Raw genomic sequence first — 22,895 nt, 5'->3', positions numbered from 1 at the left:
TCCGTTCATGCTGTTCAATTCCCTTCCCTTTGTTTTCGTGTTCCTGCCGCTGACGCTGGCGGGCTACTACCTGTTGATCCGGATGGGGCTGAAACAGTGGATCTTCCTGTTTCTGGTCATCGCCTCGCTGATCTTCTACGCGGTCTGGAATCCGCCCTACGTCCTGCTGCTGATCCTGTCCGTGCTGGGCAATTTCGCCATGGGGCAGTGGATCGAGCGGGCGCGGAATAAGAAGCGCGGAGCCGGATGGGTGCTGGCCCTGGGCGTGCTCGGCAACCTGCTGGTGTTGGGCTGGTTCAAATACGCCAATTTCTTCGTCAACAACATGAACATGCTGGGCGCGGATCTGCATCTGGAACGGATCATCCTGCCGCTCGCGATTTCGTTCTACACCTTTCAGCAGATCGCCTTTCTGGTGGATGTGGCACGGGGCGAGGTCCGCACCGGCGGGGTCTGGCGCTATGCCACCTTCGTGATCTTCTTTCCGCAGCTCATCGCCGGCCCGATCGTGCACTACAAGGAGATGATGCCGCAGTTCTTCGGACGCAATCCGGGGCGCTTCGTGACTGCAAACATGACGGTTGGTCTGGTAATCTTTGCGATCGGGCTGTTCAAGAAAACCGTGATCGCCGACAGCGCCGCACTTTATGCCACACCGGTTTTCGAAGCGGCGCAGGCGGGCAACCCGATCGGCCTGCTGGCCGGATGGAAGGCGGCACTGGCCTATACGGTGCAACTCTATTTCGACTTTTCGGGATATTCCGACATGGCCATCGGCCTGGCCCGGATGTTCGGCATCAAGCTGCCGGTGAACTTCCACTCGCCGCTGCGGGCCGCTTCGATCATCGAATACTGGCGGCGCTGGCATATCACCTTGCAGCAGTTCATCGTGTCCTACATGTACCAGCCGCTGGTCCTGCCCCTGTCACGGCTGGCGGCGCAATGGCGGCTGGGCAAATGGGCGTCTTTTACCGTGACGGTGGCCGCCCCCACGGTGGTGCTGTTCGTGGTGATCGGCCTCTGGCACGGGGCCGCCTGGACCTTTGTGCTGTTCGGCCTGATGCACGGCACCTATCTGGCGACCAACGAATTCTGGCGCGCTCTGCGGCGCAAGGCCCGCCGCAAGAGCGGCGTTCCCGGCTCCAGCATGGCGCTCTATCACGCCATCACACTGATTGCGGTGATCTTTGCCAACGTGATGTTCCGGGCCGACAGCCCGGCCGCAGCGGTCGCCATCTGGCAAGGCATGATCCGCCTGGACGAAATCGCAGGACTGCCTGCGATCCTTCCGGCCAGCCCCGAGGAGTTGCTGATCGAACCGGCCTTCTTCCTGCTGGGGGCCGCAGCGCTGATCTTTCTGTGCCCCAACACCCAGCAGATCATGGGCCGGTATTCGCCGATCCTGCACTGGAAACGCTGGCGCGACCGGGCGCCGGCTCTCCTGCACCTGTGCTGGCGGCCGACCTGGCCCTGGATGATCTGGAGCGGTGTCGTGCTTTTTCTGGGACTTGCCTTCATTCTGCGGGGGCAATCCGAGTTCATCTATTTCAATTTCTAGGACGCACCGATGAGCAGACCTCTCCGCTTGCGCACCTTTCTGACCGGCCTCGGGCTGACGGTCGTCGCCTGTATCATCGGAACCTTTCTGCTGCCGCACGACCCCTATTTCCGTTATCAGGCCATGAGCGGCACGATCTTCGAACGCGCCCGCTGGATCTATGAGCGAATCCATTTCGACGAGACCCCCGTCGATATCGCCTTTCTGGGCTCCTCGCGCACCGCACGTGGCGTGATCTCGCCGGATCTGGAGGCGCAGCTGGCCAAGCGCGGCATCGACGCGCGCATCGCCAATTTTTCGCTGCCCGCGTCCGGGTTCGATGTCCGGCTGCCGATCGTACGTGAGCTGCTGTCCGAGCATGATCCCGATCTGATCGTCATATCCGTGGTCGAGCAGTTTCCCCGTGACGGCCATCAGGCCTTTGGCGATCTGGCCGGAGTCGGCGAGGTGCTGAAAAGCCCATGGATCGTCAACAGGAACTTGCCGCTGACGCTGGCGCGCCTGCCGATCCGGCAGATTCAGCTGGCAACGGCCAACCTGTTGCCCGGGGCGTTCGGCTACCAGGCCGAGTTCAACCCCGCCACCTATGCCGGAACGACGATCGACCCACGGATCTTCAACCCCGGAAACAAGTCCGGCCCGAATACCGCCGCTGATATCGCGGCGCTGGAACGTGAATCCCGCTTCCGCCGCCGCAACCTGACCCGCCCGATCCTGCCTGACTCCCTGAGCTGGCTCGAATTCGGAATTCCCCGCACCTATATTCGCCGGATTGCCGAACTGGCCGAGGCGGAAGGCGTGCAGCTCGCCTTCCTCTACCTGCCCTTCTATGGCGGCTATGCGGAGCCGTTCGAGCGTGCCTGGCTCGAACAATACGGGCCGGTTCTGTCAGCGGATTTCCTGCTGTCTGACCCAAATCTCTATAACGACGTTGCCCATGTTTCCGAAACCGGGGCAAAACGGGTGACGGATTGGCTGGCAGAGGCGCTGCCCCCGATGCTCGAACCTTCCGCCGGATCCTGATACGAAGTGTGCGTATGACGATATTGCAAAACTCGCTCCGCCTGCACCACGTCGGAATCGTCCAGCCCGACATGGACAGCGCCGAAAACTTCATGGCGTTGTTCGGCCATACCGAGGACTATCGCGGCTATGTCGACGAATTCCAGTGTTGGTGCCTGTTCTGTCACGCCGCGGATGGCCAGCCGGCCATCGAACTGGTGATCCCCACCGGCGGATCGCTCGCCCGCTTTAATCGCGGGGCGGGGGGGCTGCATCATTACGCATTCGAAACCCCCGACATTCTTGCCCTGCAGCAAGAGATGGCGGCACGCGACGTCACCATGTTGCAGGAAAAGCCCGTAAAGGGAGCCGGAAACTTCCTGTGCAATTTCATCAATCCTGTCGCCACGCGGGGGGTTCTGGTGGAATATGTGCAACCGCTTGGGCCCCAGGGCACCAGCTGAGATTCAGCAATTCCGGAAGATCAAGCCGGACTTGTCTTGCATGGATGCCACGTCCAAGTCTTCATCCATGCGGCCTGGAACGGTCCGGTCGAGCGCGGAATGTTTCTGCCGAAACTGCCGGATCAGTATCCGAACTTTCGCAGAACCGGGCCGAGCTCACGTTCTATGTAAGCGATGTGGTCGGGCTCCAGCTCGTTCCGCCATTGCCCGGACTTGCCGCTGCGCAAATGGCTTTTCTGTGCCGTGTTGCCCATTTTCTTGCCAGCCCGGCTTTTGGCTTCGAACGTCTGCATGAGTTCAACGGCAAGTTCCAGATTTCCGCCGTCGAGCCCCAGATGGGCAAAGATCTCCCGGTAGAGCTGATTTCGGTTCGGTCCCATCAAGTCTTCGAATGAAACCTCCAGAATGTCGGGATCGCCCGTATCCCAGTTCAGCAGGGTTTCCCTGTAGAAGAAAATGAAGTGATCGATCTCCAGGAACAGCCCGTCATACTTGCTCGCCGCGTTCAATTTGCTCTGATAGGTGTGGCCGTTCTCGTCCGGACGATGAACCCAGGCTTCATGGGTCCATTTATGATAATGGTAGCCCGACACGATCATGTCGCGCGGGTCGCGCATGATGTGAACCCCGCGGTAGGGAGACAGGCGGGGCAGGTCGAGTTTTCCGTGCATGGACAGGACCAGGCGGGAATGCGGATCCGGGTGCTCGATATGAACTCTCTGATAGGGAAGACCCAAACCATAGCCCAGCAAACGCAATACCGCCGTGAAGTAGGTCGTCATCACCTTGTGATGCGTGGCCACGAACAGGACAGGCATTTCATCCGGCAGGCCGGGGCTGTTCAACCGGTTGAAAGACAATCGGGAAAGCAGGCCCCAGAACCGGGGATTGACCAGAAGGCCACGGTTCTTCCGGATGAAGTTGGGAACCTCGCGCCGCAGCCAATCCACCCGGGATCGGCGCACCGGCGGGCCGAACCCGGCGGCCGTTTTGATCTCCCTGTCCTGAGGATTGTTCTGCAAATCGCCTATCCGAAAATAAATGTCCTGCCTTACCGACCGATAATACCCTAACCCAACCGAACGTATAGTGATTTTGTGCTGACCGCCTGAGATCCGACTTGCCGCCAACCTTCTGGAGAAGGTGCCGGTGGCGTTGCGCTGCAACCCGGTTTTCCGGCCGCCTGCCGCCGGGGCTATGGACTGTGTGCTCGCGCTGGGTCAGCGCGTGCCCGGCAGGTATTAGGCCTGGTCCGAACGCCGCTTTGAAATTGGGGCTGCGCCTGATCGAACGGCGTTCCGCTCAGACGACGAGGTCCGCCGGGACGTATCTCCGGCGGACCTCTTTGCTAAGACGTAGCGCGTGTGGCCTGTGTGTCAGACAAGCAGGTCGATGGTTTCGACTGACAAGGCCTGATCGAGGATCACGACATCCGAAATCGTGCCGTCGAATGCATTGGAAGTTCTGTCGCCCCCGTCGGTGCTGCTCCACCCGAGGCCACCGATCTGCAGGTTCTGCTGGTTCACGCTCAGATCGAAGTCGAACGCCTTGGTGCCGATCAGTTCGCCGTTCACCGCCAGGCCGATCTCACCGTCGCCGAACCAGGTCTGGACGTCGTAGTCTTTGTTCGCCTCGACGTTCTCGACGGCGAAGACCGCATCGCTGTCTTCATCCTGGAAGCGGATGATCAGATCGTCCCCCTGCAGCCGGATCGAGACATGGTTGCCACCGCCTTCATAGTGACTGGCATCCTTGGAGACCAGACCCTGACGGCCATTCAGATCGTCGGCGTTGAAGGTGAAGGCGATCGTGCCTTCCGCCAGTTCGAGATCCGTGTCGTGATCGAGGTTGACGATGCTGCTCTTGCCGCCGTTGAATTCGGCCTGGGTAAGCTCGAAGACGATGTTGGCATCGCCGGTATCGACGTGGGCATCTGGGGTCTCCGGCTGCGCCACAGGCGTTTCCGGCTGCGGTTCGGGCGTTTCCGGCAGAGGCTGTGCGTCGTAGATCAGCTCCTGCATCTGTTGCGGACCCCATTTTCCCTCCACGATGGCGACATCCGAAATCGCGCCGTCGAACACGTTCTTGTAGCCGGCCTGGCCAGACTTGCTCGCCCAGCCGAGAGCGCCGACCTGCAGATGCTCCACATTACCATCCCAGGACATCGCGGAATCTCCGGACCAGACCTGCTGACCGTCCAGCCAGATCGCCACCTCGTTGTCGCCGAAGGTAATCTGGAGGTCATAGTCCTTGTTGGCCTGAATCCCCTTGATCCGGGCAATCGCGTCTCCGGAACCGTCCTGGAAGCGCACGATCAGGGTGCCGCTCTCGATGTAGGCGGCCAAGTGGTTACCGCCACCGTCGTAATGGCTGGCATCCTTGGAGAGCAGACCCTGACGACCCGATACGGTATCGGCATTGAAGCTGAGCGAGATGGTCCCGGTTTTCAGCGCCAGGTCACCGTCATGGGCGACTTCGATCACGTCGGAGGCCCTGCTGATGTCCTGTGTCCCGATCATGCTGAAGGCGGCGCCATCGATCTGATCCAGAACAATCTGGCTCTGATTGGCACTGTCGCCAGCATCGTTGTTGGTGTCCTGCCCCGTGTCGTCGCCGGCGTTCGAATCGGGCACCGCCGGTTCCGGATTGGACGGGGCGGGCTCATACGGTTTGGGCGTATAGGGCGTGCCGTCGAGCAACTCGTTCAGCCGGTCGATCGCCCCATAGGTCTCGGCCAGGCTGCCTTCGACCGGGCGCAGATCCTCAAGCGTGACGCCCTTGGATGTATGCGCGTTCACGAACAGATCCGAGAAGTGATAATCCTCGCCGGGTTCCTTGTGCTGGGTGACGATGTTCTTGCCCGAAAGTTCACCGTTTTTAAGCGAATGGATATTGTATTCCACCGTCGCGCTGCTAGGTGCTTTGATCGCCGTTACCGGACGTTCGTCACTCAGCGCGTTGACCAGCGTGTTGTAGCGGATGGTGATGTTGCTGCCACCCTCATGGATCGAGATGCCGTTGGCCATCTGCGTATAGATGATGTTGTTCTCGATCAGCAGGTTGTTGTGGCCGCCCTGGCCGCCAAAGAAGATGCCCTGCATGTCGAACCGGTTCTGCAGCAGCAGCACGTTGCCGGTGATCTCCAGATGGCTCGACGGCGCCCCCTGGAACTGCATGAAGTCAGCATGGGTATCTTCGTAGGGATAGAAATGGGTCGGGCCGGTGTTATTCGTGATCACACCATGCTGGACCCCGGCAAATTTGAACGCGTCCGAGCCGAGATTGTTGAATGTGTTCTCGCTCAGTTCGAACTCTTTCGTGCCGTAATTGCCGATCCCAACCGCCACGTGGTGGATGTCGTTGTTTATGGCCCGGATATGGTGGCTGCTGTCGCGCACCTCGATGCCGAAATTGACATCGAAGACCGGCGTGCCCGGCTGCGTGATCGGCCCGTTGATCTCGGAGTTGAGGATGTCGATGTGATGGCTGTTGTTGATACCGATCGCCTCGCCATCGCTGGGCGAGTTCACATGGATATTGTCCAGCCGCAGATAGCTGGCATTCTCCATGCCGATCCCCGAGAACGTGGCGCCCTGATTGCCGTCGGCCGAGGTGATCGTGACATAATTGTTGAAGTTCAGATTGCTCAGGTCCACTTCCCCGTAATTGCCGGATTCCAGCAGGATCGTGTCGCCCCCCGACGCCTTGGACAGCGCCGAAAGCAATTCTGATCGGTTCGATACGTAAATTTCTGACATGGCAGTTTCTCGTCTTCCTGATCTGGGCTGCCATCGTCTAAGCGAGGAAACCTGAGCGTGAGTGGTATGCGCAGGCGGGTTTATCCTCGCAGCTTCAGGCTGCCTGTAATACTTCCGCACATCGGTTCAGTCACACAGAAACACGCCCATAGACACGCAACGCAGATGGGCAAAACAACACTCAGTAAGTTGGTAAGATGATCGGAGCCCCAGTCGTTCTCTGTTCGATTTCGGTCCCTTTGATACTACTCACCCCAATGCTCATTGGTCGCATATCAATTGGGCTAAACTGCGGCAATTCCGGTCCTATTTGGTGCAAGATTTTAGGCGGCGAGTTGCCTACAGGCCTATTGATAAGAGAGTTTTTCCGCCGTCGTGACGATGAACTCTGTCTGCGCCCCGGCCAATTTCGATGCCTTTTTTGGCCCTGTCTGATGACACCGTGCAGAGTAACGCTAGGGAAACCTGAGCGCGCTCGCCAGCGGCGGCGCAGATGCCGAATCCGGCGTCAGCCTTCCTCCGGCAGCGCGATGCGGCGGCCGGGCGGCACCAGGGCGTTGATCCGGCGGACATGCTCGGGCAGGCAGCGGGTCAGGAAGTCGTGGCGTTCGATCACCGAGCGCCGGGCCGCGGGGCCCAGATGGGCGTATGCGCCCGGATCGGCCAGAACGTCGATGACCTGGTCGGCCAACGCCTCCGCATCGAAGAAATCGACCAGCATCCCGGTTTCGCCGTGGCGGACCGCCTCGCGCACCGGGGCCACGTCCGAGGCCACCACCGTGGCCTGCATCGCCATCGCCTCCAAAAGCGACCAGCTGAGCACGAAGGGCATGGTGAGATAGATGTGGCAGCGCGAAAGCTGCACGATCCGGCAGAACTGCGCATAGGGAACCTGGCCCGGGAAATGGGTGCGGCTCCAGTCGATGTCGTCTTTCAGCTCGGCCTCCATCTCGGCGCGCAGGCCGCCGGGATGGCCGCTCTTGCGTCCGTAGGAGGTGTCGTTGCCGCCCAGGATCAGCGCCCGCGCATTGGGACGTTCGCGCAGAATTTTCGGCAGCGCGCGCATGAAGATGTGAAAGCCGCGCGCATGTTCCAGGTTGCGGGCCAGATAGGTGAAAACCTCGTCCTCGCGCGTCAGCGGCCGGCCGAGCCGGCCCAGACCGAGGCTCACATCGGGGTCGGGCCGCAGCAGGTCGGTGCGGATGCCGTCATGGCAGGTATAGAATTTCGCCTGGAAGCTTTCGGGAAAGAGCGCGCGCTGCCATGCGGTCGGCACCTGGCCCAGATCGACGCCGTCGATGCTGGCATAGGGTACGGTGTTGCGGGCGCGCTGCAGGAACGGGCTGTGCTCGGAGGGCGGATCGGCGGGATCGAACCCCACCAGCCCACCCGTGTTGCGGTAGAAATATTCGAAGAGTCCGATGACGGGCACGTCCGGCCAGATATCCTTGAAGAACAGAAGCTCGCCCCAGCCGGCATGGCCCAGCACGACATCCGGCCGGAACCCGGCGTCCCGCTCCAGCTGCCGCGCGGCCATGGCGGCGCCGAACCCCGCGCCGGCGGCCTCTTCCCAGACCTTGCTGAGACCATAGGCATCCTTGGCCGGCCTGTGATGCGGCCTGTAGATCACCGATTTCACGCCCGGAATCCGCGGCGCCGGATCGCGCTGGGTCAAAAACACCAGTTGATGCCCGCCCTGGGCGGCGAGCCAGCGGACCAGCTCGCGGTACTGGCCCGGCATGTTCTGATGCACGAACAGGATCTTCATTCCGGCCATCCGCCGGTCAGACCGTGACGGGAGCCGCAGGCGCGGGCGGCGCGGAGGTCGCGTTTTCTCATGCCGTGTGATCGGGTGCTCTGTTGGCCTCTGGCCCCGATGCATATCAGCGGGTAGCGTTCCTGTCATTGCCAAGAAACGCGGCCGGGGTCTGCGGGAAAGATCGAATCACCGAGATGCTGAAAACCTGGATTTCCCGATTCCGACGCCCGCCCGCGCCGATCGCGCCCGAAGTCCCGTTTTGCGTCGTCGGCGACATTCATGGCTGTTTCGACTTATTGACCACGCTTCTGGAACAATTGCCGCCGGAAGACCCGGTGATCTGCGTCGGCGACTATGTGGACCGGGGGCCCGACAGCGCCGGGGTGCTGCGGTATCTGCAGGCCCGGCCGGGCATCCTGTGCCTCAAGGGCAATCACGAGGATATGCTGCTGGGCTTTCTCGATGCGCCGGATGTCTACGCGACGGTCTGGCTGCAGAATGGCGGGGTCCAGACGCTTGCCAGTTTCGGGATCTCGCCGGAGGCGCCCCCCGAGCACCTGCGCGACGCCTTGGCCCGGGCCATGGGGGACGATCTGATCGCCTGGCTGCGGGCCCTGCCGCTCTTGCATGTCTCGGGCAACGTGGCGGTCACCCATGCCGGCGCGAACCCACGTATACCGGTCGAAATGCAGCAGGCGCAGCATCTGCTCTGGGGGCATCCGGAGTTCGGGCGCAGGGCCCGCAGGGACGGTATCTGGGTGGTTCACGGCCACCGGATCGCCGAGACTCCGGTTGCCGCGCGCGGCGTCGTCGCGGTGGATACCGGCGCCTTCCGGACCGGTCGTCTGACCGCCGCCCGGATCGAGACCGGCCGGGTCTCCTTCTTCCAGACCTGACCCGCCGTGGCGGACGGGCCGGGCGCGCGCCTTCCACGCGAATTGTGGCAGAATTCTGCCCCCTCAGCTCGTGGGACCCAGGAAACCGGGCGAAAGTGACGCCACGAACCGCGCCACATAATCGTCACAAAGTGAAAAATCCGTCTTGCCTGTCCCCCGGGGGATCACGCTATAATGGAGCGCATAAAGGTTGAGACAACCAAGACAACCAAAGTGACCGCCATTTCGGCGGAAGTAAGTGGTGTACGGGATTAGAGGTGCATAAATGAAATTTCGCAAGATTGCCGCCATTGCGGCCGCTGTCACGCTGATTGCGACCGGGTCGGCATCGGCGCTGACCTTCAGCATGAATGGCCCCGCGGCCGGAAGCTATGAGCGGCTGTGGATCACGACGTCGGATCCGAATGTCGGCTGGGGCGATGTCAACGCCGGCGCCTTCGCCATGACGGACACGACTCCGGCGCCGCGCAACGTGCTGGGCGACTTCCTCGCCTTCTGTCTGGACCTGACCGCCTGGCTTGGCCCCGGCACCGGGTACAACTACAAGATCACCGACAGGCCGTTCGCGACCAGCGTCAACCTGATCGCCAACGGCGCGGTCGATCGCATTCAGGCGATCTTCGACGCCAATTACAGCGAGTCGGTGGCCACCGACAGCGCCCGCAATTCCGCCGCCTTCCAGGTCGCGCTGTGGAACGCCGTCTATGACGACGACTGGAGCGTCCGGTACGGCGACGGAGATTTCTACGGCTCCGGCAATCGCTCGGTGCTGCGCAAGGCCAACGAATACCTGGCTGCGGCGCGCGACTATATCGGTTCCCGGAAATGGGATCTCAGCTATCTGGAAAGCACGGACACCAATCCGCGCCGCCAGAATCTGGTGACGGCATCGCCGGTTCCGCTGCCGGCGGCGGGCCTGATGCTGCTGGGCGCGCTGGGGGGTCTGGGCCTTCTGCGCCGGCGCCGCAACGCCGCCTGAGACCACACCTTTTTCCGTTTCGCAAAGGGGCGCCTCCGGGGCGCCCCTTTCTCTTTGCGGTTTGATTTGTCTGGAAAAACGCGCTTTTTTGATCATAAATCCGCTCATTATGGGGGCGTAACGATTTTTTAATAGACGCCCATCAGATTGACTCTACCTTAGGGTGAATAGATTCGATCCAAAGCCAAGGAGTGTCACGATGGGGATTCTCGTGCTGGCCGTTCTGACGGGTGGTATCGGTGCCCTTGTGACACTGGTCTTGGGCCACGGTCTTTGGCTCGCTCTGGCGGTTTATGTGCTGGCGGGGCTGGCCAGCATCCCGCTGCTCGTCCTGCCGCTGTTGGGGCTCTGCGCCCTGCGCAGGCGCCAATTCGCAACGAGAGGTGGGTAGCCTCGGGTTGACTATCCTCGCTACTGAAGCGCCGCGATAGGCGGGACTACGTCCCGTAAAATCACATTCCTGTGCCTGCCGAATACGTGGCAGACCGAAAAGGTTCGGCGCCTATTCGAACAGACGCCGCTGCGGCACGACGATCACGTCGCCGGGAACCAGAACCGTGTTGCCGGCGATGCTCGGCTTCTTGCCGGTGTGGTAGAAGTCGTAATAAAGGATCTGGTTCTGCCGGCGCAGCTGGATGCGCTTGCCGGCGGCGAACCGGGTAAGGCCGCCCGCCTGGGCCAGCGCCTGCAGCAGCGTGGTGCCCGGTCTGGCCGGAAGCAGGCCCGGCGCGTTGACCTCGCCCATCACATAGATGTCGTCCGTGGCGGGATCGGCCAGCGGCCCCGGCAGCGCCGGGGGAGCGGTGGCGGCCACCGCGACATAGATATTGGGCCGGCTCGCGAATTGCGGGGCGAGGCCCGATGTCAGCGCATCGCGGATCGCGCCGACGGTGCGGCCGCTGGCCTGGACCGTGCCGACGAAGGGAAAGCTGAACGAGCCGTCGGGCAGCACCAGCACCGAGCGGTTGAGGGTGGCGTCTTCCAGCACCTCGATCTGCAGCGTGTCTCCGGGCGAGACCCGATAGCCGCTCTGCGCCTGCACCACGGTCGCAGAAAGGATCAGGCCGAGAAGGCCGATGAGAGTTCTAAGCATCTTTTGCGCCCTCGAAAAATTCAGTGTCCTGCTGAGCCTAGCGCGGAAGCGGGCCCCATGTAAGACTCCCGCTGCGCGTCCGGCCGGTGTTGTGGTGAAATTGCGCCGCCGCATGTCAGTTCCCGTTTTCCGCCCCTGCGGGCAGCCCCGCGATCGCCGCCCGCGCCTTTTGCTTCAGCGCGTCCGGCGCCTCCAGCCCGGCGATCCGGGCCAGCGTCTCGCGGGCCTCGTCGGCCCGGCCAAGCGCGGCATAGGTCGCGCCCAGATGATAGAGCACCGTCGGGTCGTCCGGCAGGCCCTCGTTGGCGCGCTCCAGATGGGCAAGCGCGGTGTCATGATCGCCCCGGCGATAGGCGATCCAGCCGTAGGTGTCGCTGAAATGCGGCACCGGGCTGTCGCGCAGGCGCCGGGCGATGCGATGCGCCCGTTCGAGGCTCTCGGCATCATCGCGATGCGTGGACAGCAGGCTGGCGAGGTTGTTGGCGACGACCGGCGAGGCGCTGTTGGCGGCGTAAAGCTCTTCATAGATGCGGATGGCCCCTTCGATATCGCCTTCCGCCTCCAGCACGCCGGCCCGCATCCATTTGAGATTGGCGCTGTCGGGCAGGGCGCCGAGCGATTCCTCCAGCACGCCGGCCGCCTGGGCCGGATCGGTGCGGTCGAGCAGCAGATAGAGCGCCATCCAGATCCGTTCATTCTGCGGCTGCTCTTCCAGGAGCGCGCGATAGATGGCGATGGCCTCGTCCTGCGCGCCGAGGCCGGCCAGGACCGAGCCCCGCATGAAGCGCAGCACGACATCGTTCGGGGCCTCGGCCAGCTCCGAGTCGAGATAGGCCCGCGCGGCCTCCAGGTCGTTGCTGCGCACATGGGTGCGCACGATTCCGATCTGGGCCATGTAATCGCCGCTGCCGGTGTCCTCCGCCAGCTCTTCGAGATAGGCCAGCAGGGTGTCTTCCCGGCCCTGCGCCGCGATCAGGTTGGCGGTCAGAGCCCGGACCTGCGGCACGGCGGCCCCGTCCAGCCCTTCCAGGGTGTCGATGACCTCCTGCGCGCGCCGCCACTGCCGCGCGTCGATATGGACCTGAGCCAGCCGCACCAGCAGATCCACAGTGCCGGGATAGCGGCGCAGCGCGTCGTTCAGAACGCTCGCGGCATGGTCGATATCGCCGGCCCGCGCCAGATGGTCGGCATAGCGCAGGGCATGGTCCGGAGCGCCGCCCGACGCCTCGACCGCCAGCGACAGCATCTCGGCCATCAGGTCGCGATTGCCGTCCCGCTCATGCGCGCGGGCGAGCAGGGTCATCAGTTCGGCATCCTGGGGACTGTCGCCCAGGGCCTGACGTATCATCACGATGGCATCGCCGGTGCGGTCCTCGGCGATCAGCCAGGCGGCCTGCAGCTTGACCGCGCCCACATGGCCGGCATCCTCGGACAGCACCGCATCGACCTGGGCCCGCGCACCCGCCGCATCGCCGGTTTCCAGCAGCATATGGGCCAGCACCACCCGGGCGTCGTTCCGGTCCGCGGAGGGCTCCGCGCCGTCGATCACCGCGCGCAGCTCGGCAATGGCCGCCTCGGCGGCGCCGGTCTCGAACAGCTGGCCGGCGCGCAGCGCCTGAAAGAGCGGCCGGTGCGCCAATTCGCCGGCCAGCATCTCGTCGATCTCGGCAATGGTGGCCTCGGGGCCCTGGGTCGCCGACAGAAAGCGCAGCAGTGCCATCCGGTTCTGCGGATCCTCCTCGGCCGGATCGATACGCTGGCGCAGAAAGGCCTCGGTCGCCTCCAGATCGCCCCGCGACATGTACCAGGCCATCAGGCCGTTCTGAACCTCCTCGTCCTCGGGGAAATGCCGCATCATGTCCTGGAGCGCCGCGCCGAGCTCATCGCTCCGGCCCGCCTCGTTCAGGACGGCAAGCCGCAGGTCGTGAAAGCCGCGCGTTTCCGGCGCCACGGCGATCGCGGCGTCCAGCGCCGCCAGCGCGTCGGGCCAGCGTTCCCGGCGGATCCAGTCGTTCACCACGACGAAATGGGGAATCACCAACTCGGGCGCTTCGTCGATCAGGGCCCGGCTCTGCGCCACGGCCTCGCCGATGGCGGCCTCGTCCTGTCCGGCGATGGCATCACGAAAGGCGATGCTGGCCAGCACCGCCCGCACCACCGGATCCTGCGGCGCCTGCTGGGCCGCCACGCCGACATGGCGCTCGGCCTCTTCCCAGTCGCCGGCCAGCGTGGCCAGCTGCGACAGCGCCCGGCGGCCTTCGAGATTGTCGGGATACTGTTCGACCAGGCGCAGGTACTGGCCGTAGGCTTCGGTGATGTCGCCGTTCTCGCGGCGCATCCCGGCATAGGCCAGCCTGGCCTCCTTGTGCCGGCCGTTCAGCTTGAACACGTTGCGGAATTCGATGGCCGCGCGCTGCACGTCGCCGTTTTCCAGATGCGCCATCGCCGCCTTGAAATGTTTCTCGGCCCGTTCCTCGGCGGAATCGCAGGCCGCCAAAAGGAAAAGGGCCGCTCCCAAGGCAACGCCCCTGATGATCTGTCTCGTCATTTTCGCTATCCCGACATCATGCGAATGAAGATGCGTCCTATCCGCAGGTCGTTCAAGAAAGGTTATCCGCGATCAATAGCCCGTGCAGCGCAGGACGACCCACACCGTGCGCCACAGAATCGACAGATCGGTGCCCGCCGACAGCTCGGCCAGATAGCGCGAGTCGTATTCCGCGCGGGCGGCAAAACTGGTCTGGTTGCGGTCCGAGACCTGCCAGGGGCCGGTGATGCCGGGGCGCAGCGCGAAATAGGCCGAACCCGGATAGAGTTTCTTCTGATCCGTCATCATCGGACGCGGTCCGACGATGGACATGTCGCCCCGCAGCACGTTCCAGATCTGGGGCAGCTCGTCCAGCGAGGTGCGGCGCAACAGCCGGCCCAGAGGCGTGATGCGCGGGTCGTTCTTGAGTTTCTGGTCGCTCTCCCATTCGGCGCGGGCCTGCGGGTTCTCGGCCAGATGGGCCGCCAGCCGCTTGTCGGCGTTCACGACCATGGTGCGGATCTTGAAGATGCGGAACACCCGGCCGCCGCGGCCGATCCGCTGCTGGGTATAGAACGGGTTGCCGCCGTCCAGCGCGACCAGAAAGGCCATGATTGCGATCAGGAACAGTGAGATCGGCGCGCTCAGCAGAACGAACAGAATATCGAACGCGCGCTTTCCCCCCCGGGAATACAGAGACTCTGGCTGCCACTTGGTTCCGACCGGCGTCGCTGTATCGACTGCACCCACACCCTTAACGTAACTCGTCATGATTTAACTATGCTCCGGCATAAACAACGCCGCACAAATTGCGGCCTGCCCGTCCTCATTACCTTGACCACTCAACCCTCGTCTGTGTGGTCTATCACACTCTCGCCCCGATTACAGGAACTTTAATTAACTACCGTCAAATTTCTAACCGATTCCTGCCACATTTCAAAGGGAAAACCCGGCCGCATGGCCTGTGGGCATATCGGCGCCGGCGATGTGCCTGTTTTTGCACCGTCCGGGCGGAAGGCATTGTTTCCGGACCCGCGCTCCGGGAGGATTTTTCGCATCTTTGTTCACGAATTTTCATCACGAACAGCTTGACCGACATCATCGGTCGCAAACCAAATCTACTTCAGCAGGCGGGTCAGATAGGCGCCATAGCCGTTCTTGGCGAATTTCTCGGCGCGCGCGCGCAGTTCCTCGCGGCCGATCCAACCCAGCTCATAGGCGATCTCGTCAGGGCAGCCGGTCTGCATGCCCTGCCGCTCTTCCAGGGTGCGCACGAAATTTCCCGCGTCCAGCAGCGAGGCATGCGTGCCAGTGTCCAGCCACGCATAGCCGCGCCCCATGGTCTCGACCTGCAGCGCGCCCTCTTCCAGATAGGATTGCAGCAGATCGGTGATCTCGAGCTCGCCCCGCGCCGAGGGCGTCACCGCCCGCGCCCGCGCCGGCGCGCTGGCGTCCAGGAAATAGAGCCCCGTCACCGCATAGTTCGAGGGCGGCACCGCGGGTTTTTCGATGATCTGGCTGGCCCGGCCCGCGCCGTCGAAGGCCACCACGCCGTAGCGTTCCGGATCGGCCACGTGATAGCCGAACACGGTGCCGCCCGACGGTTTCGCATCCGCCGCCGCCAGCAGTCTGGGAAGGCCGTGACCGAAGAAGATGTTGTCTCCCAGAATCATCGCCGAAGGCGCGCCGGCCAGGAAATCCTCGGCCAGGATATAGGCCTGCGCCAGCCCGTCGGGACTGGGCTGGACCCGGTAGTCGAGCGCGATCCCCCATTGCGAACCGTCCCCCAGCGTGCGCCGGAACTGCTCCTGATCCTGCGGCGTGGTGATGATGCAGATCTCGCGGATGCCCGCCAGCATCAGCACGCTGAGCGGGTAGTAGATCATCGGCTTGTCATAGATCGGCAGCAGCTGCTTGCTGAGGCCCATGGTGATCGGATAAAGCCGCGTGCCGCTGCCGCCGGCGAGGATGATGCCCTTGCGCCCTGCCATCAGATTTCTCCCAAATCCTTCAGAATATCCTTCAGCCCCAGCCGCCAGTCGGGGCGGGAAATACCAAAAACAGTCTCTAAACCGGTGCAATCCAGCCGCGAATTCAGCGGTCGCCGCGCCGGGGTCGGGTAGTCCGAGCTGGGGATGTCCGCCACCTCGCAGGCGATGCCCGCCTGCGTGAAGATCTCGCGCGCGAAATCCGCCCAGCTGACATCCGGGCTGCCCGCGAAATGGTGGATCCCCGCCTTGGACGGGTCGGCGATGAGTTGCCGCGCCACCTCCAGACAGGCCGCCGCGAGAGCCCGCGCCGGCGTCGGCCCGCTGATCTGGTCGGCCACGATGGTCAGCCGGTCGCGCTCCTTTCCCAGCCGCAGCATGGTCTTGACGAAATTCGCCCCATGCGCGGAGACCACCCACGCGGTGCGCAGGATGGCATATGTGCCTCCGGCTGCGGCTGCGGCCACCGCCCGCTCGCCGGCCAGTTTCGAGCGCCCGTAGACTCCCAGGGGGCCGGTCGCGTCGCCGGGGCGCCACGGGGTCCGGCCGCTGCCGTCGAAGACGTAGTCGGTCGAGATGTGCACCAGCGGGACACCCAGATCGGCGCAGGCTTCGGCCATGGCCCCCGGCGCCGTGCCGTTGATCGCCATGGCCAACGCCTCTTCCTCTTCCGCCCGGTCCACCGCCGTATAGGCCGCGGCGTTGATCACCGCCGAGGGGTTCGCCGCGCGGATCGCCGCCGCGCAGGCGGCCGGGTCCGACAGATCCGCCCGGTCGCGCCCCAGGCACGTCACCCCGTCCAGCATCGCCAGTTCGCGCGCCAGTTGCCCGGTCCGGCCGAAAACCAGGATCATGCCCGGACCCCCAGCCGCTCGCCGACCCCCTGCCGGTCCTGCAGGGCGCGCCACCAGCTTTCGTTGTCCAGATACCACTGCACCGTCTTTTCCAGCCCTTCCTCCAGCGTGACCGAGGGCCGCCAGCCCAGCTCGCTGCGGATGCGGGTCGGGTCGATCGCATAGCGCAGGTCATGGCCCGGCCGGTCGGCGACAAAGGCGATCTGCTCGGAATAGGGTCTGTTCTTCGGCCGCTTTTCGTCGAGGATCGCGCAGATCATGCGCACCAGGTCGATGTTGCGCGCCTCGTTCTCGCCGCCGATGTTGTAGGACCGGCCCACCCGGCCCCTCTGCAGCACGGTGAGCAGCGCGTCAGCGTGATCCTCGACATACAGCCAGTCGCGCACGTTCTCGCCCTTGCCGTAGACTGGGATCTCCTTGCCCGCCAGGGCGTTCAGGATCACCACCGGAACGAGCTTTTCTGGGAAATGGTAGGGACCGTAATTGTTCGAACAGTTCGACAGCACCACCGGCAGCCCGTAGGTCTCGTGCCAGGCGCGCACCAGGTGGTCGCTGGCCGCCTTCGAGGCCGAATAGGGCGAGCGCGGATCATAGGGCGTGTCCTCGGTGAACTGGCCGGTCGCGCCCAGCGAGCCGAACACCTCGTCGGTCGAGATGTGGTGAAAGCGGAACGCCTGCGGCTTGCCGGCCCGTGTCCAATAGGCCCGGGCCGCCTCCAACAGCGTGTAGGTGCCGGTGATGTTGGTCTCGATGAAGGTGCCCGGCCCGTCGATCGACCGGTCCACGTGGGATTCGGCGGCCAGATGCATGATGGCGTCGGGCCGGTGTTCGGCCAGCACCGCATCCATCGCCGCCCGGTCGCGGACATCAGCCTCTACAAAGGCGTATCCGGGTGAACTGGCGACGCTGGCCACGTTGTCCAGGCAGGCGGCATAGGTCAGCGCGTCGAGGTTGACCACCCGGTGCCCCTCCGCGATGGCCCGGCGCACCACCGCCGAGCCGATGAACCCCGCGCCGCCGGTGACGAGAAGCTTCACGCCGAGCCCTCCCATACGAAGGGGCTGTCGAAGGCCGCCAGCGGCGGCGCGGCGGCGTCCTTGTCGGACAGGACCGGACCGCCGGTCAGCCCCCAGTCGATGCCGCAACTGTCCCACCGCACCGCGCCGTCACAGTCAGGCGCGTAATAGTCGGTGCACTTGTAGCAGATCTCGGTGTCGGGTTCGCGGGTGACGAAACCGTGCAGGAACCCCTTGGGCACCAGCAGCTGGCGGCCGTTCTCGGCCGACAGTTCGACCCCGACCCATTGCCCGTAGGTGGGCGACCCCTTGCGGATATCCACCGTCACGTCGAAAAACCGCCCGCGTCCGCAGCGCACCAGCTTGTCCTGGGCATGCGGCGGCGCCTGGAAATGCAGCCCCCGGACCGTGCCCACGGCGACCGACAGCGAATGGTTGTCCTGCACGAAATCCAGCTCGATCCCGTGCTCCGCCAGCGCCCGGCGGTTCCAGCTTTCGCTGAAAAATCCCCGCTGGTCGCCGAATCGCCTGGGCGTGAGAATCCGGACGCCCGGCAGATGCGTGTCCTCTATTTGCATGAAACCCCTCGCGTTGCGCGCCACTCGGCACAGCCATAACAATCCGGCCCCGGCCTGTCACGGCCACCCTGCGCAAAGAGCGCGCCGGGGGCGCATATGTGGGAAAACCGCCGCGATGACCGGCCGGCCGGGCCAGACCTGGCAGCATTTTTCGCCGCGGTCATTCCCGCAGGGAGGCGGCCTTTTGTCCGGCGTTGCCGACAGGGGCGGTTTCAAGTAAATCTTCCCATGAAGCCCCCCTGATGACACAATATCTGGGGGATTGTACCCGCAGGCGCCAATTGCCGCTGTCATTGTGGCTTTGGCGTTACGTCCAGCGGGACTGGCGCGACGACGGCGCGCTTCGGGCATGATTTCCGTGTCGAACGGCGTTAGAGAATAGGATCAGGCAGAGCAGGCGGAAGATCGAACAAATGAGGATGAGCAGCAGCAGGACAGTCGGCGTCTTCGTGGCGGTCTGCGCCAGTATCGCCGCCATCCGCCCCGCCACGTCGCAGGAGGCCGGGGCGAGCGGGCTGACGCAGAGCTTCGGCATCTCCTCGTCGGTGCGGGTGAACGACAATTTCGGGCTGAACGATCCGTCTCCCGGCACCTCGACGCTCTGGGACAATGCCGTGGATTACGAGTTGTCCCGCGAAACCGCGCTGGACCGGCTGGCGCTGGGGTTGAGCGGTATATTCCGGTTCTCCGACATCCCGCTCCGCAGCAGCGGGTTCGAATTCGATTCCCCCGCGGCGCTTTTTAACTACGGCCGCACCGGCGCCAACAGCATGTTCGGCACCGAACTGGGTTATCGCGAGATCGATCTGGATTTCAACAACCCGTTCCGTCGGCTCGACGAGGATCTGGGCGATCTCGTCGATGACGAGTTGATCCTCGATGACGGAACGCGCCGAACCGCCACCGCGGGGTTGAATTTCGAAACCGGGCTGAACGATCCCATCGGCGCGGGGGTGGCGCTGGACTATCGCCGGGTCAGCTATACCGACACTACCGATCCCGATCTCTTTGCCCGCAAGATCAATTCCGGCGAAGTCTTCGGCCGGTTCCGGTTCTCGCCGGTGATGGAAGGCCGGCTGAGCTATGGGCAGGAAGACTACCGGGCGCAGGATGCGGACAACACCGACCGCATCAGCCGCTTCACCGATTTCACCCTGAGCTACGAGGTGGATCCGATCACCCTGCTCGACGCGACGATCGGATATGCCGACATCAACGAAACCACCGACACCTTCCCCGAGATCACGGAGCGTGGGGTGACCGGCAGTTTCGTCCTGACCCGCGAGCTGACCAATGGCACCGCCGGGGTGGACCTGTCCTCGCTGCTCACCGTCAACGGCCGGCGCGATACGATCCTGTTCGACCGCGGGATCGACCTGCCGCTGGGTGAGGTCGTGGCCAGTCTCGGTGTGACGCGCGGTCCGCTGGGTGAGACCAATCCGGTCGGCAGCCTGAGCTTCGTCTACGAAAGGCCGCGCACCACCCTGACTGGCAGCTACGAGCGCGTCTACAGGACCAACAACCGCAGTCAGGAAACCCGCACCACCCGCGCGCGGCTGGGCTATGAGGTGGCGATCAACTCCCTGTCCTTCATGACCTTCGATCTCGACTATGCCAGCGTGACCGCGATCGGGCGGGGCAGTTCCCGGGATTCGACGGCCGGCACTTTCCGCGCCGCCTATGTGCGCGAGATCACCGACGACTGGGATCTCTCGGTCGGTTACGAATACGTGAACTATGAATCCAACACTGAATCCTTCCGCGATTCCAACGAGGTGTTTCTGACCCTGTCGCGGCGTTTCACCACCCGGCGCTGATCGCGGGACTCGCTTTCTTGGCGGCAAAACCCTATGATGCGCCCCTGAAAAGCCGGATCGTTTCGGTTTGCCAGTGTTCATTTGTTTATCAGTTCGAGAGCGGCGAAATCCCTGATGTCTGAAACACGCGAACTTCCCGCCTTTTTCCGCAGCCTGCCGGCCGTCAACCCGGCCGGACTCGCCTGGTTCCTGCTGCTGCTGGCCGGATCAGTTCCGATCTTCTGGATCGGGCTGGTGTCGCTGGGCGCGGCCTGGACAACGCCGGAATACAGCCACGGCCCCCTGATCCCGGTCATCTCGCTCTATCTCTTCCTGCGCGAAATGCGACGGATGCCGCCGACCGCGCCCCAGGTCACCGACCGCTGGCCCGGCATCGTGGTCATCCTGCTGGCCCTGGCGCTGGCGGTGTTCGGCAACCTGACCCGCATCGCCGACATCGTCACCTATGCGATGATCATCTGGGTGGGCGGCGTGGTCCTGACCGTCTTCGGCTGGAACCGCGGGAAACATCACCAGCTGCCGGTGATCCACCTGGTCTTCATGCTGCCGCTGCCGCAGTTCCTCTACTGGAAGCTGACGATCTTCCTGCAGTGGATTTCCTCGGTGATCGGCGTCTGGTTCGTCAGCCAGGCCGGCGTTTCGGTGTTTCTCGAAGGCAACGTGATCGACCTGGGCGTCTACAAGCTGCAGGTGGCCGAGGCCTGTTCCGGGCTGCGCTACCTGTTCCCGATCCTCAGCTTCTCCTATCTCTTCGCGCTGCTCTATCGCGGGCCGCTCTGGCACAAGCTGGTGCTGCTGCTCGCCGCGGTGCCGCTGACCATCCTGATGAACTCGGTGCGCATCGGGATCATCGGCATCCTGGTGGACCGCTACGGGATCGAGGCGGCGGAAGGGTTCCTGCATTTCTTCGAAGGCTGGGTGATCTTTCTGATCTGCATCGCGATTCTCTTCGCCATGGCCGTGGTGTTGCAGCGGCTGGGCCCGGACCCCAAGCCGCTGTCCGAGGCGATCGACCTCGACACCCGCGGCTTCGGCCCGATCGCGGCGCAGATCCTGGCGATCCGGCCCTCGGCCGCGCTGGCGGTGGCGGCGCTGCTGACCCTGGCGGTGTCGGCCGCCTGGGCCCTGCAGCCGGAACCCGACGCCCGACCGATCGACCGCGATCCGTTCTCGCTCTATCCGCGCCAGCTCGGCGACTGGTCGGGGTCGAGCGCGCGGCTGGATCCGGGTGTCGAACGGGTGCTGGGGGCGAGCGACTATCTCAACACCACCTATGCCCGGCCGGGCGAGCCGGGCTTCGTCAACATGTTCGTGGCCTTCTACGACCGGCAGACCGAAGGAGACGGCATCCATTCGCCCCAGGTCTGCCTGCCCGTGGGCGGCTGGGAGATCTTCAGCCTGGAGGCGTACGAGGTCGCACCCGGTGTCGAGACATACGGCACGTTCGCGGTGAACCGCGCGGTGATCCAGAAGGGCCTCAACCAGCAGCTGGTCTATTACTGGTTCGAACAGCGCGGCAAGCGCCAGATCAACGATTTCAAGGCCAAGATGGGCGTGGTCCTGGACAGCGTCACCATGGGGCGCACCGACGGCGCCCTGATCCGCTATGCCACCCCGATCGCCCCGGACGAGACCGAGGCCGAGGCCGATGCGCGACTGCTCGAGTTCATGGGGCTGAGCCTGCCGAGACTGCCGCGCCACGTGCCGCTATAAGCGCCCGGGCCGCACTCACGAGGCGCCGTCTTCGGGCGTCACGCGGCCGAAGAACACGTCGTCATCCAGGACGTGCTGCACCGTCGCCTCGGTCACGTCGGTGTCGTCCACGCTCCAGGCATAAAGCAGCGCCAGTTCGCAGAGCTGGTTGACCAGCCGCGGAATGCCCCCGGTCGCCGCATGCACCAGCGTGCAGGCGCCGGGCGTGAATTCCGAACCCGTGCCGCCGGCCACCTGCAGGCGGTGGGCGATATAGGCCGCCACCGTGGGTTCACCCATGGCTTCGAGGAAGAAGGTCGCCGTCACCCGCTGCGCCAGCTGGCGCATCTCCGGGCTGCGCACGAGATCCTTGAGTTCGGGCTGACCGACCAGGATGAGCTGCAGCAGCTCGTCCTTGTTGGAATTGATGTTGGTCAGCATCCGCAGTTCCTCGAGGCTTTCGGCCGTCAGGTTCTGCGCCTCGTCGATGACCAGCACCACCCGCCGGCCCGCGGCATATTCGGAGATGATGAAGCTCTGCAGCTTCTGGAACAGGGCCACATAGCTTTCCGACGGGGCGGTTTCGACCGACAGGGCGTTCAGAACCCAGTGCAGCAGTTCCCCGCGCCCGCCCTGGCAGTTGGAGATCAGCCCGATGGTCAGGCTGTCATCCATCTGGCCCAGCAGCCTCTGCAGCAGCGTCGTCTTGCCCGAGCCGATCTCGCCGGTGATCAGGGTGATCGGCGCGCGCGAGAGGATGCCGAATTCGAGCACCGCATAGGCCCGGCGATGCTGTTCGGTCCAGAACAGGAAACTCGGGTCCGGCACCAGGGTGAACGGTCGTTCCCGGAAATTGAAATGCCCGGCATAAAGTTCGTCCGGCGTTGTCATGCCCGCATCATGCTTCAAGATCC

General features: G+C 63.8%; 19 protein-coding genes. 8 read left to right on the top strand and 11 right to left on the bottom strand.

Annotated features, from left to right (window positions below):
* The first annotated feature begins 7 nt into the window (after positions 1-7).
* The 3 genes from AC2FNJ_RS10475 to AC2FNJ_RS10465 are packed head-to-tail and all read left to right on the top strand — an operon-like array spanning position 8 to position 3,024.
* Complete coding sequence (locus tag AC2FNJ_RS10475; RefSeq protein WP_496764176.1) at positions 8-1,558, top strand: MBOAT family O-acyltransferase; 1,551 nt, start codon at positions 8-10, stop codon at positions 1,556-1,558.
* A 9-nt stretch (positions 1,559-1,567) separates the two neighbouring features.
* Entirely contained in the window at positions 1,568-2,581 is a 1,014-nt protein-coding gene (locus AC2FNJ_RS10470; RefSeq protein ID WP_496764175.1) for a hypothetical protein, read from the top strand.
* Between the two features lie 14 nt (positions 2,582-2,595).
* Entirely contained in the window at positions 2,596-3,024 is a 429-nt protein-coding gene (locus tag AC2FNJ_RS10465) for a VOC family protein (protein ID WP_496764174.1), read from the top strand.
* A 122-nt stretch (positions 3,025-3,146) separates the two neighbouring features.
* On the opposite strand, the gene AC2FNJ_RS10460 is transcribed toward AC2FNJ_RS10465, so the two are convergent.
* The 3 genes from AC2FNJ_RS10460 to AC2FNJ_RS10450 all read right to left on the bottom strand — a co-directional run bounded on the left by AC2FNJ_RS10460 (position 3,147) and on the right by AC2FNJ_RS10450 (position 8,550).
* Entirely contained in the window at positions 3,147-4,190 is a 1,044-nt protein-coding gene (locus AC2FNJ_RS10460; protein ID WP_496764173.1) for a sulfotransferase domain-containing protein, read from the bottom strand.
* A gap of 210 nt (positions 4,191-4,400) precedes the next feature.
* Positions 4,401-6,782 (bottom strand): LamG-like jellyroll fold domain-containing protein, encoded by a 2,382-nt coding sequence (locus AC2FNJ_RS10455; RefSeq protein ID WP_496764172.1) that lies wholly within the window; start codon positions 6,780-6,782, stop codon positions 4,401-4,403.
* Between the two features lie 508 nt (positions 6,783-7,290).
* Positions 7,291-8,550, bottom strand: coding sequence for a glycosyltransferase family 4 protein (locus tag AC2FNJ_RS10450; protein WP_496764171.1), 1,260 nt, complete (start codon positions 8,548-8,550; stop codon positions 7,291-7,293).
* A gap of 185 nt (positions 8,551-8,735) precedes the next feature.
* On the opposite strand from AC2FNJ_RS10450, the gene AC2FNJ_RS10445 reads away from it, so the two are divergent.
* The 3 genes from AC2FNJ_RS10445 to AC2FNJ_RS10435 all read left to right on the top strand — a co-directional run bounded on the left by AC2FNJ_RS10445 (position 8,736) and on the right by AC2FNJ_RS10435 (position 10,807).
* Entirely contained in the window at positions 8,736-9,437 is a 702-nt protein-coding gene (locus tag AC2FNJ_RS10445) for a metallophosphoesterase family protein (RefSeq protein WP_496764170.1), read from the top strand.
* A gap of 265 nt (positions 9,438-9,702) precedes the next feature.
* On the top strand, positions 9,703-10,416 hold the full coding sequence (locus AC2FNJ_RS10440; protein WP_496764169.1) for a VPLPA-CTERM sorting domain-containing protein: 714 nt from the start codon (positions 9,703-9,705) through the stop codon (positions 10,414-10,416).
* Positions 10,417-10,615: 199 nt separating this feature from the next.
* Positions 10,616-10,807, top strand: a complete 192-nt coding sequence (locus tag AC2FNJ_RS10435) for a hypothetical protein (protein ID WP_496764168.1) — start codon at positions 10,616-10,618, stop codon at positions 10,805-10,807.
* Positions 10,808-10,918: 111 nt separating this feature from the next.
* On the opposite strand, the gene AC2FNJ_RS10430 is transcribed toward AC2FNJ_RS10435, so the two are convergent.
* The 7 genes from AC2FNJ_RS10430 to rfbC form a co-directional block, all read right to left on the bottom strand.
* Positions 10,919-11,509 (bottom strand): polysaccharide biosynthesis/export family protein, encoded by a 591-nt coding sequence (locus AC2FNJ_RS10430; protein ID WP_496764167.1) that lies wholly within the window; start codon positions 11,507-11,509, stop codon positions 10,919-10,921.
* Positions 11,510-11,624: 115 nt separating this feature from the next.
* Positions 11,625-14,057, bottom strand: coding sequence for a tetratricopeptide repeat protein (locus tag AC2FNJ_RS10425; RefSeq protein WP_496764166.1), 2,433 nt, complete (start codon positions 14,055-14,057; stop codon positions 11,625-11,627).
* Between the two features lie 72 nt (positions 14,058-14,129).
* Positions 14,130-14,807 carry a sugar transferase gene (locus AC2FNJ_RS10420; protein ID WP_496764165.1) on the bottom strand — a complete coding sequence of 226 codons (678 nt, stop codon included), beginning with the start codon at positions 14,805-14,807 and terminating at the stop codon, positions 14,130-14,132.
* Between the two features lie 347 nt (positions 14,808-15,154).
* Positions 15,155-16,027, bottom strand: a complete 873-nt coding sequence (gene rfbA / locus AC2FNJ_RS10415) for a glucose-1-phosphate thymidylyltransferase RfbA (RefSeq protein ID WP_496764164.1) — start codon at positions 16,025-16,027, stop codon at positions 15,155-15,157.
* Entirely contained in the window at positions 16,027-16,878 is an 852-nt protein-coding gene (gene rfbD, locus AC2FNJ_RS10410) for a dTDP-4-dehydrorhamnose reductase (protein WP_496764163.1), read from the bottom strand. Before rfbD ends, rfbA begins: the two co-directional genes overlap by 1 nt.
* On the bottom strand, positions 16,875-17,915 hold the full coding sequence (rfbB, locus tag AC2FNJ_RS10405; protein ID WP_496764162.1) for a dTDP-glucose 4,6-dehydratase: 1,041 nt from the start codon (positions 17,913-17,915) through the stop codon (positions 16,875-16,877). The genes rfbD and rfbB overlap by 4 nt, the downstream gene beginning before the upstream one ends.
* The gene (rfbC, locus tag AC2FNJ_RS10400; RefSeq protein ID WP_496764161.1) at positions 17,912-18,472 is read right to left on the bottom strand and encodes a dTDP-4-dehydrorhamnose 3,5-epimerase; all 561 of its coding nucleotides are present in this window, start codon (positions 18,470-18,472) and stop codon (positions 17,912-17,914) included. Before rfbC ends, rfbB begins: the two co-directional genes overlap by 4 nt.
* Positions 18,473-18,891: 419 nt before the next feature.
* Between rfbC and AC2FNJ_RS10395 the strand changes: the two genes are divergently transcribed.
* Both AC2FNJ_RS10395 and xrtD read left to right on the top strand, forming a co-directional pair.
* On the top strand, positions 18,892-20,289 hold the full coding sequence (locus tag AC2FNJ_RS10395; protein WP_496764160.1) for a hypothetical protein: 1,398 nt from the start codon (positions 18,892-18,894) through the stop codon (positions 20,287-20,289).
* A gap of 114 nt (positions 20,290-20,403) precedes the next feature.
* On the top strand, positions 20,404-22,002 hold the full coding sequence (gene xrtD / locus AC2FNJ_RS10390) for a VPLPA-CTERM-specific exosortase XrtD (protein WP_496764159.1): 1,599 nt from the start codon (positions 20,404-20,406) through the stop codon (positions 22,000-22,002).
* Positions 22,003-22,017: 15 nt separating this feature from the next.
* Here xrtD and AC2FNJ_RS10385 read toward each other — a convergent pair whose 3' ends face one another.
* On the bottom strand, positions 22,018-22,872 hold the full coding sequence (locus AC2FNJ_RS10385) for an ExeA family protein (protein WP_496764158.1): 855 nt from the start codon (positions 22,870-22,872) through the stop codon (positions 22,018-22,020).
* Positions 22,873-22,895 lie beyond the last annotated feature (23 nt).

This window comes from Ruegeria sp. BHSB196, assembly GCF_059613135.1.
This window is presented reverse-complemented; position numbering and strand designations above follow the sequence as displayed.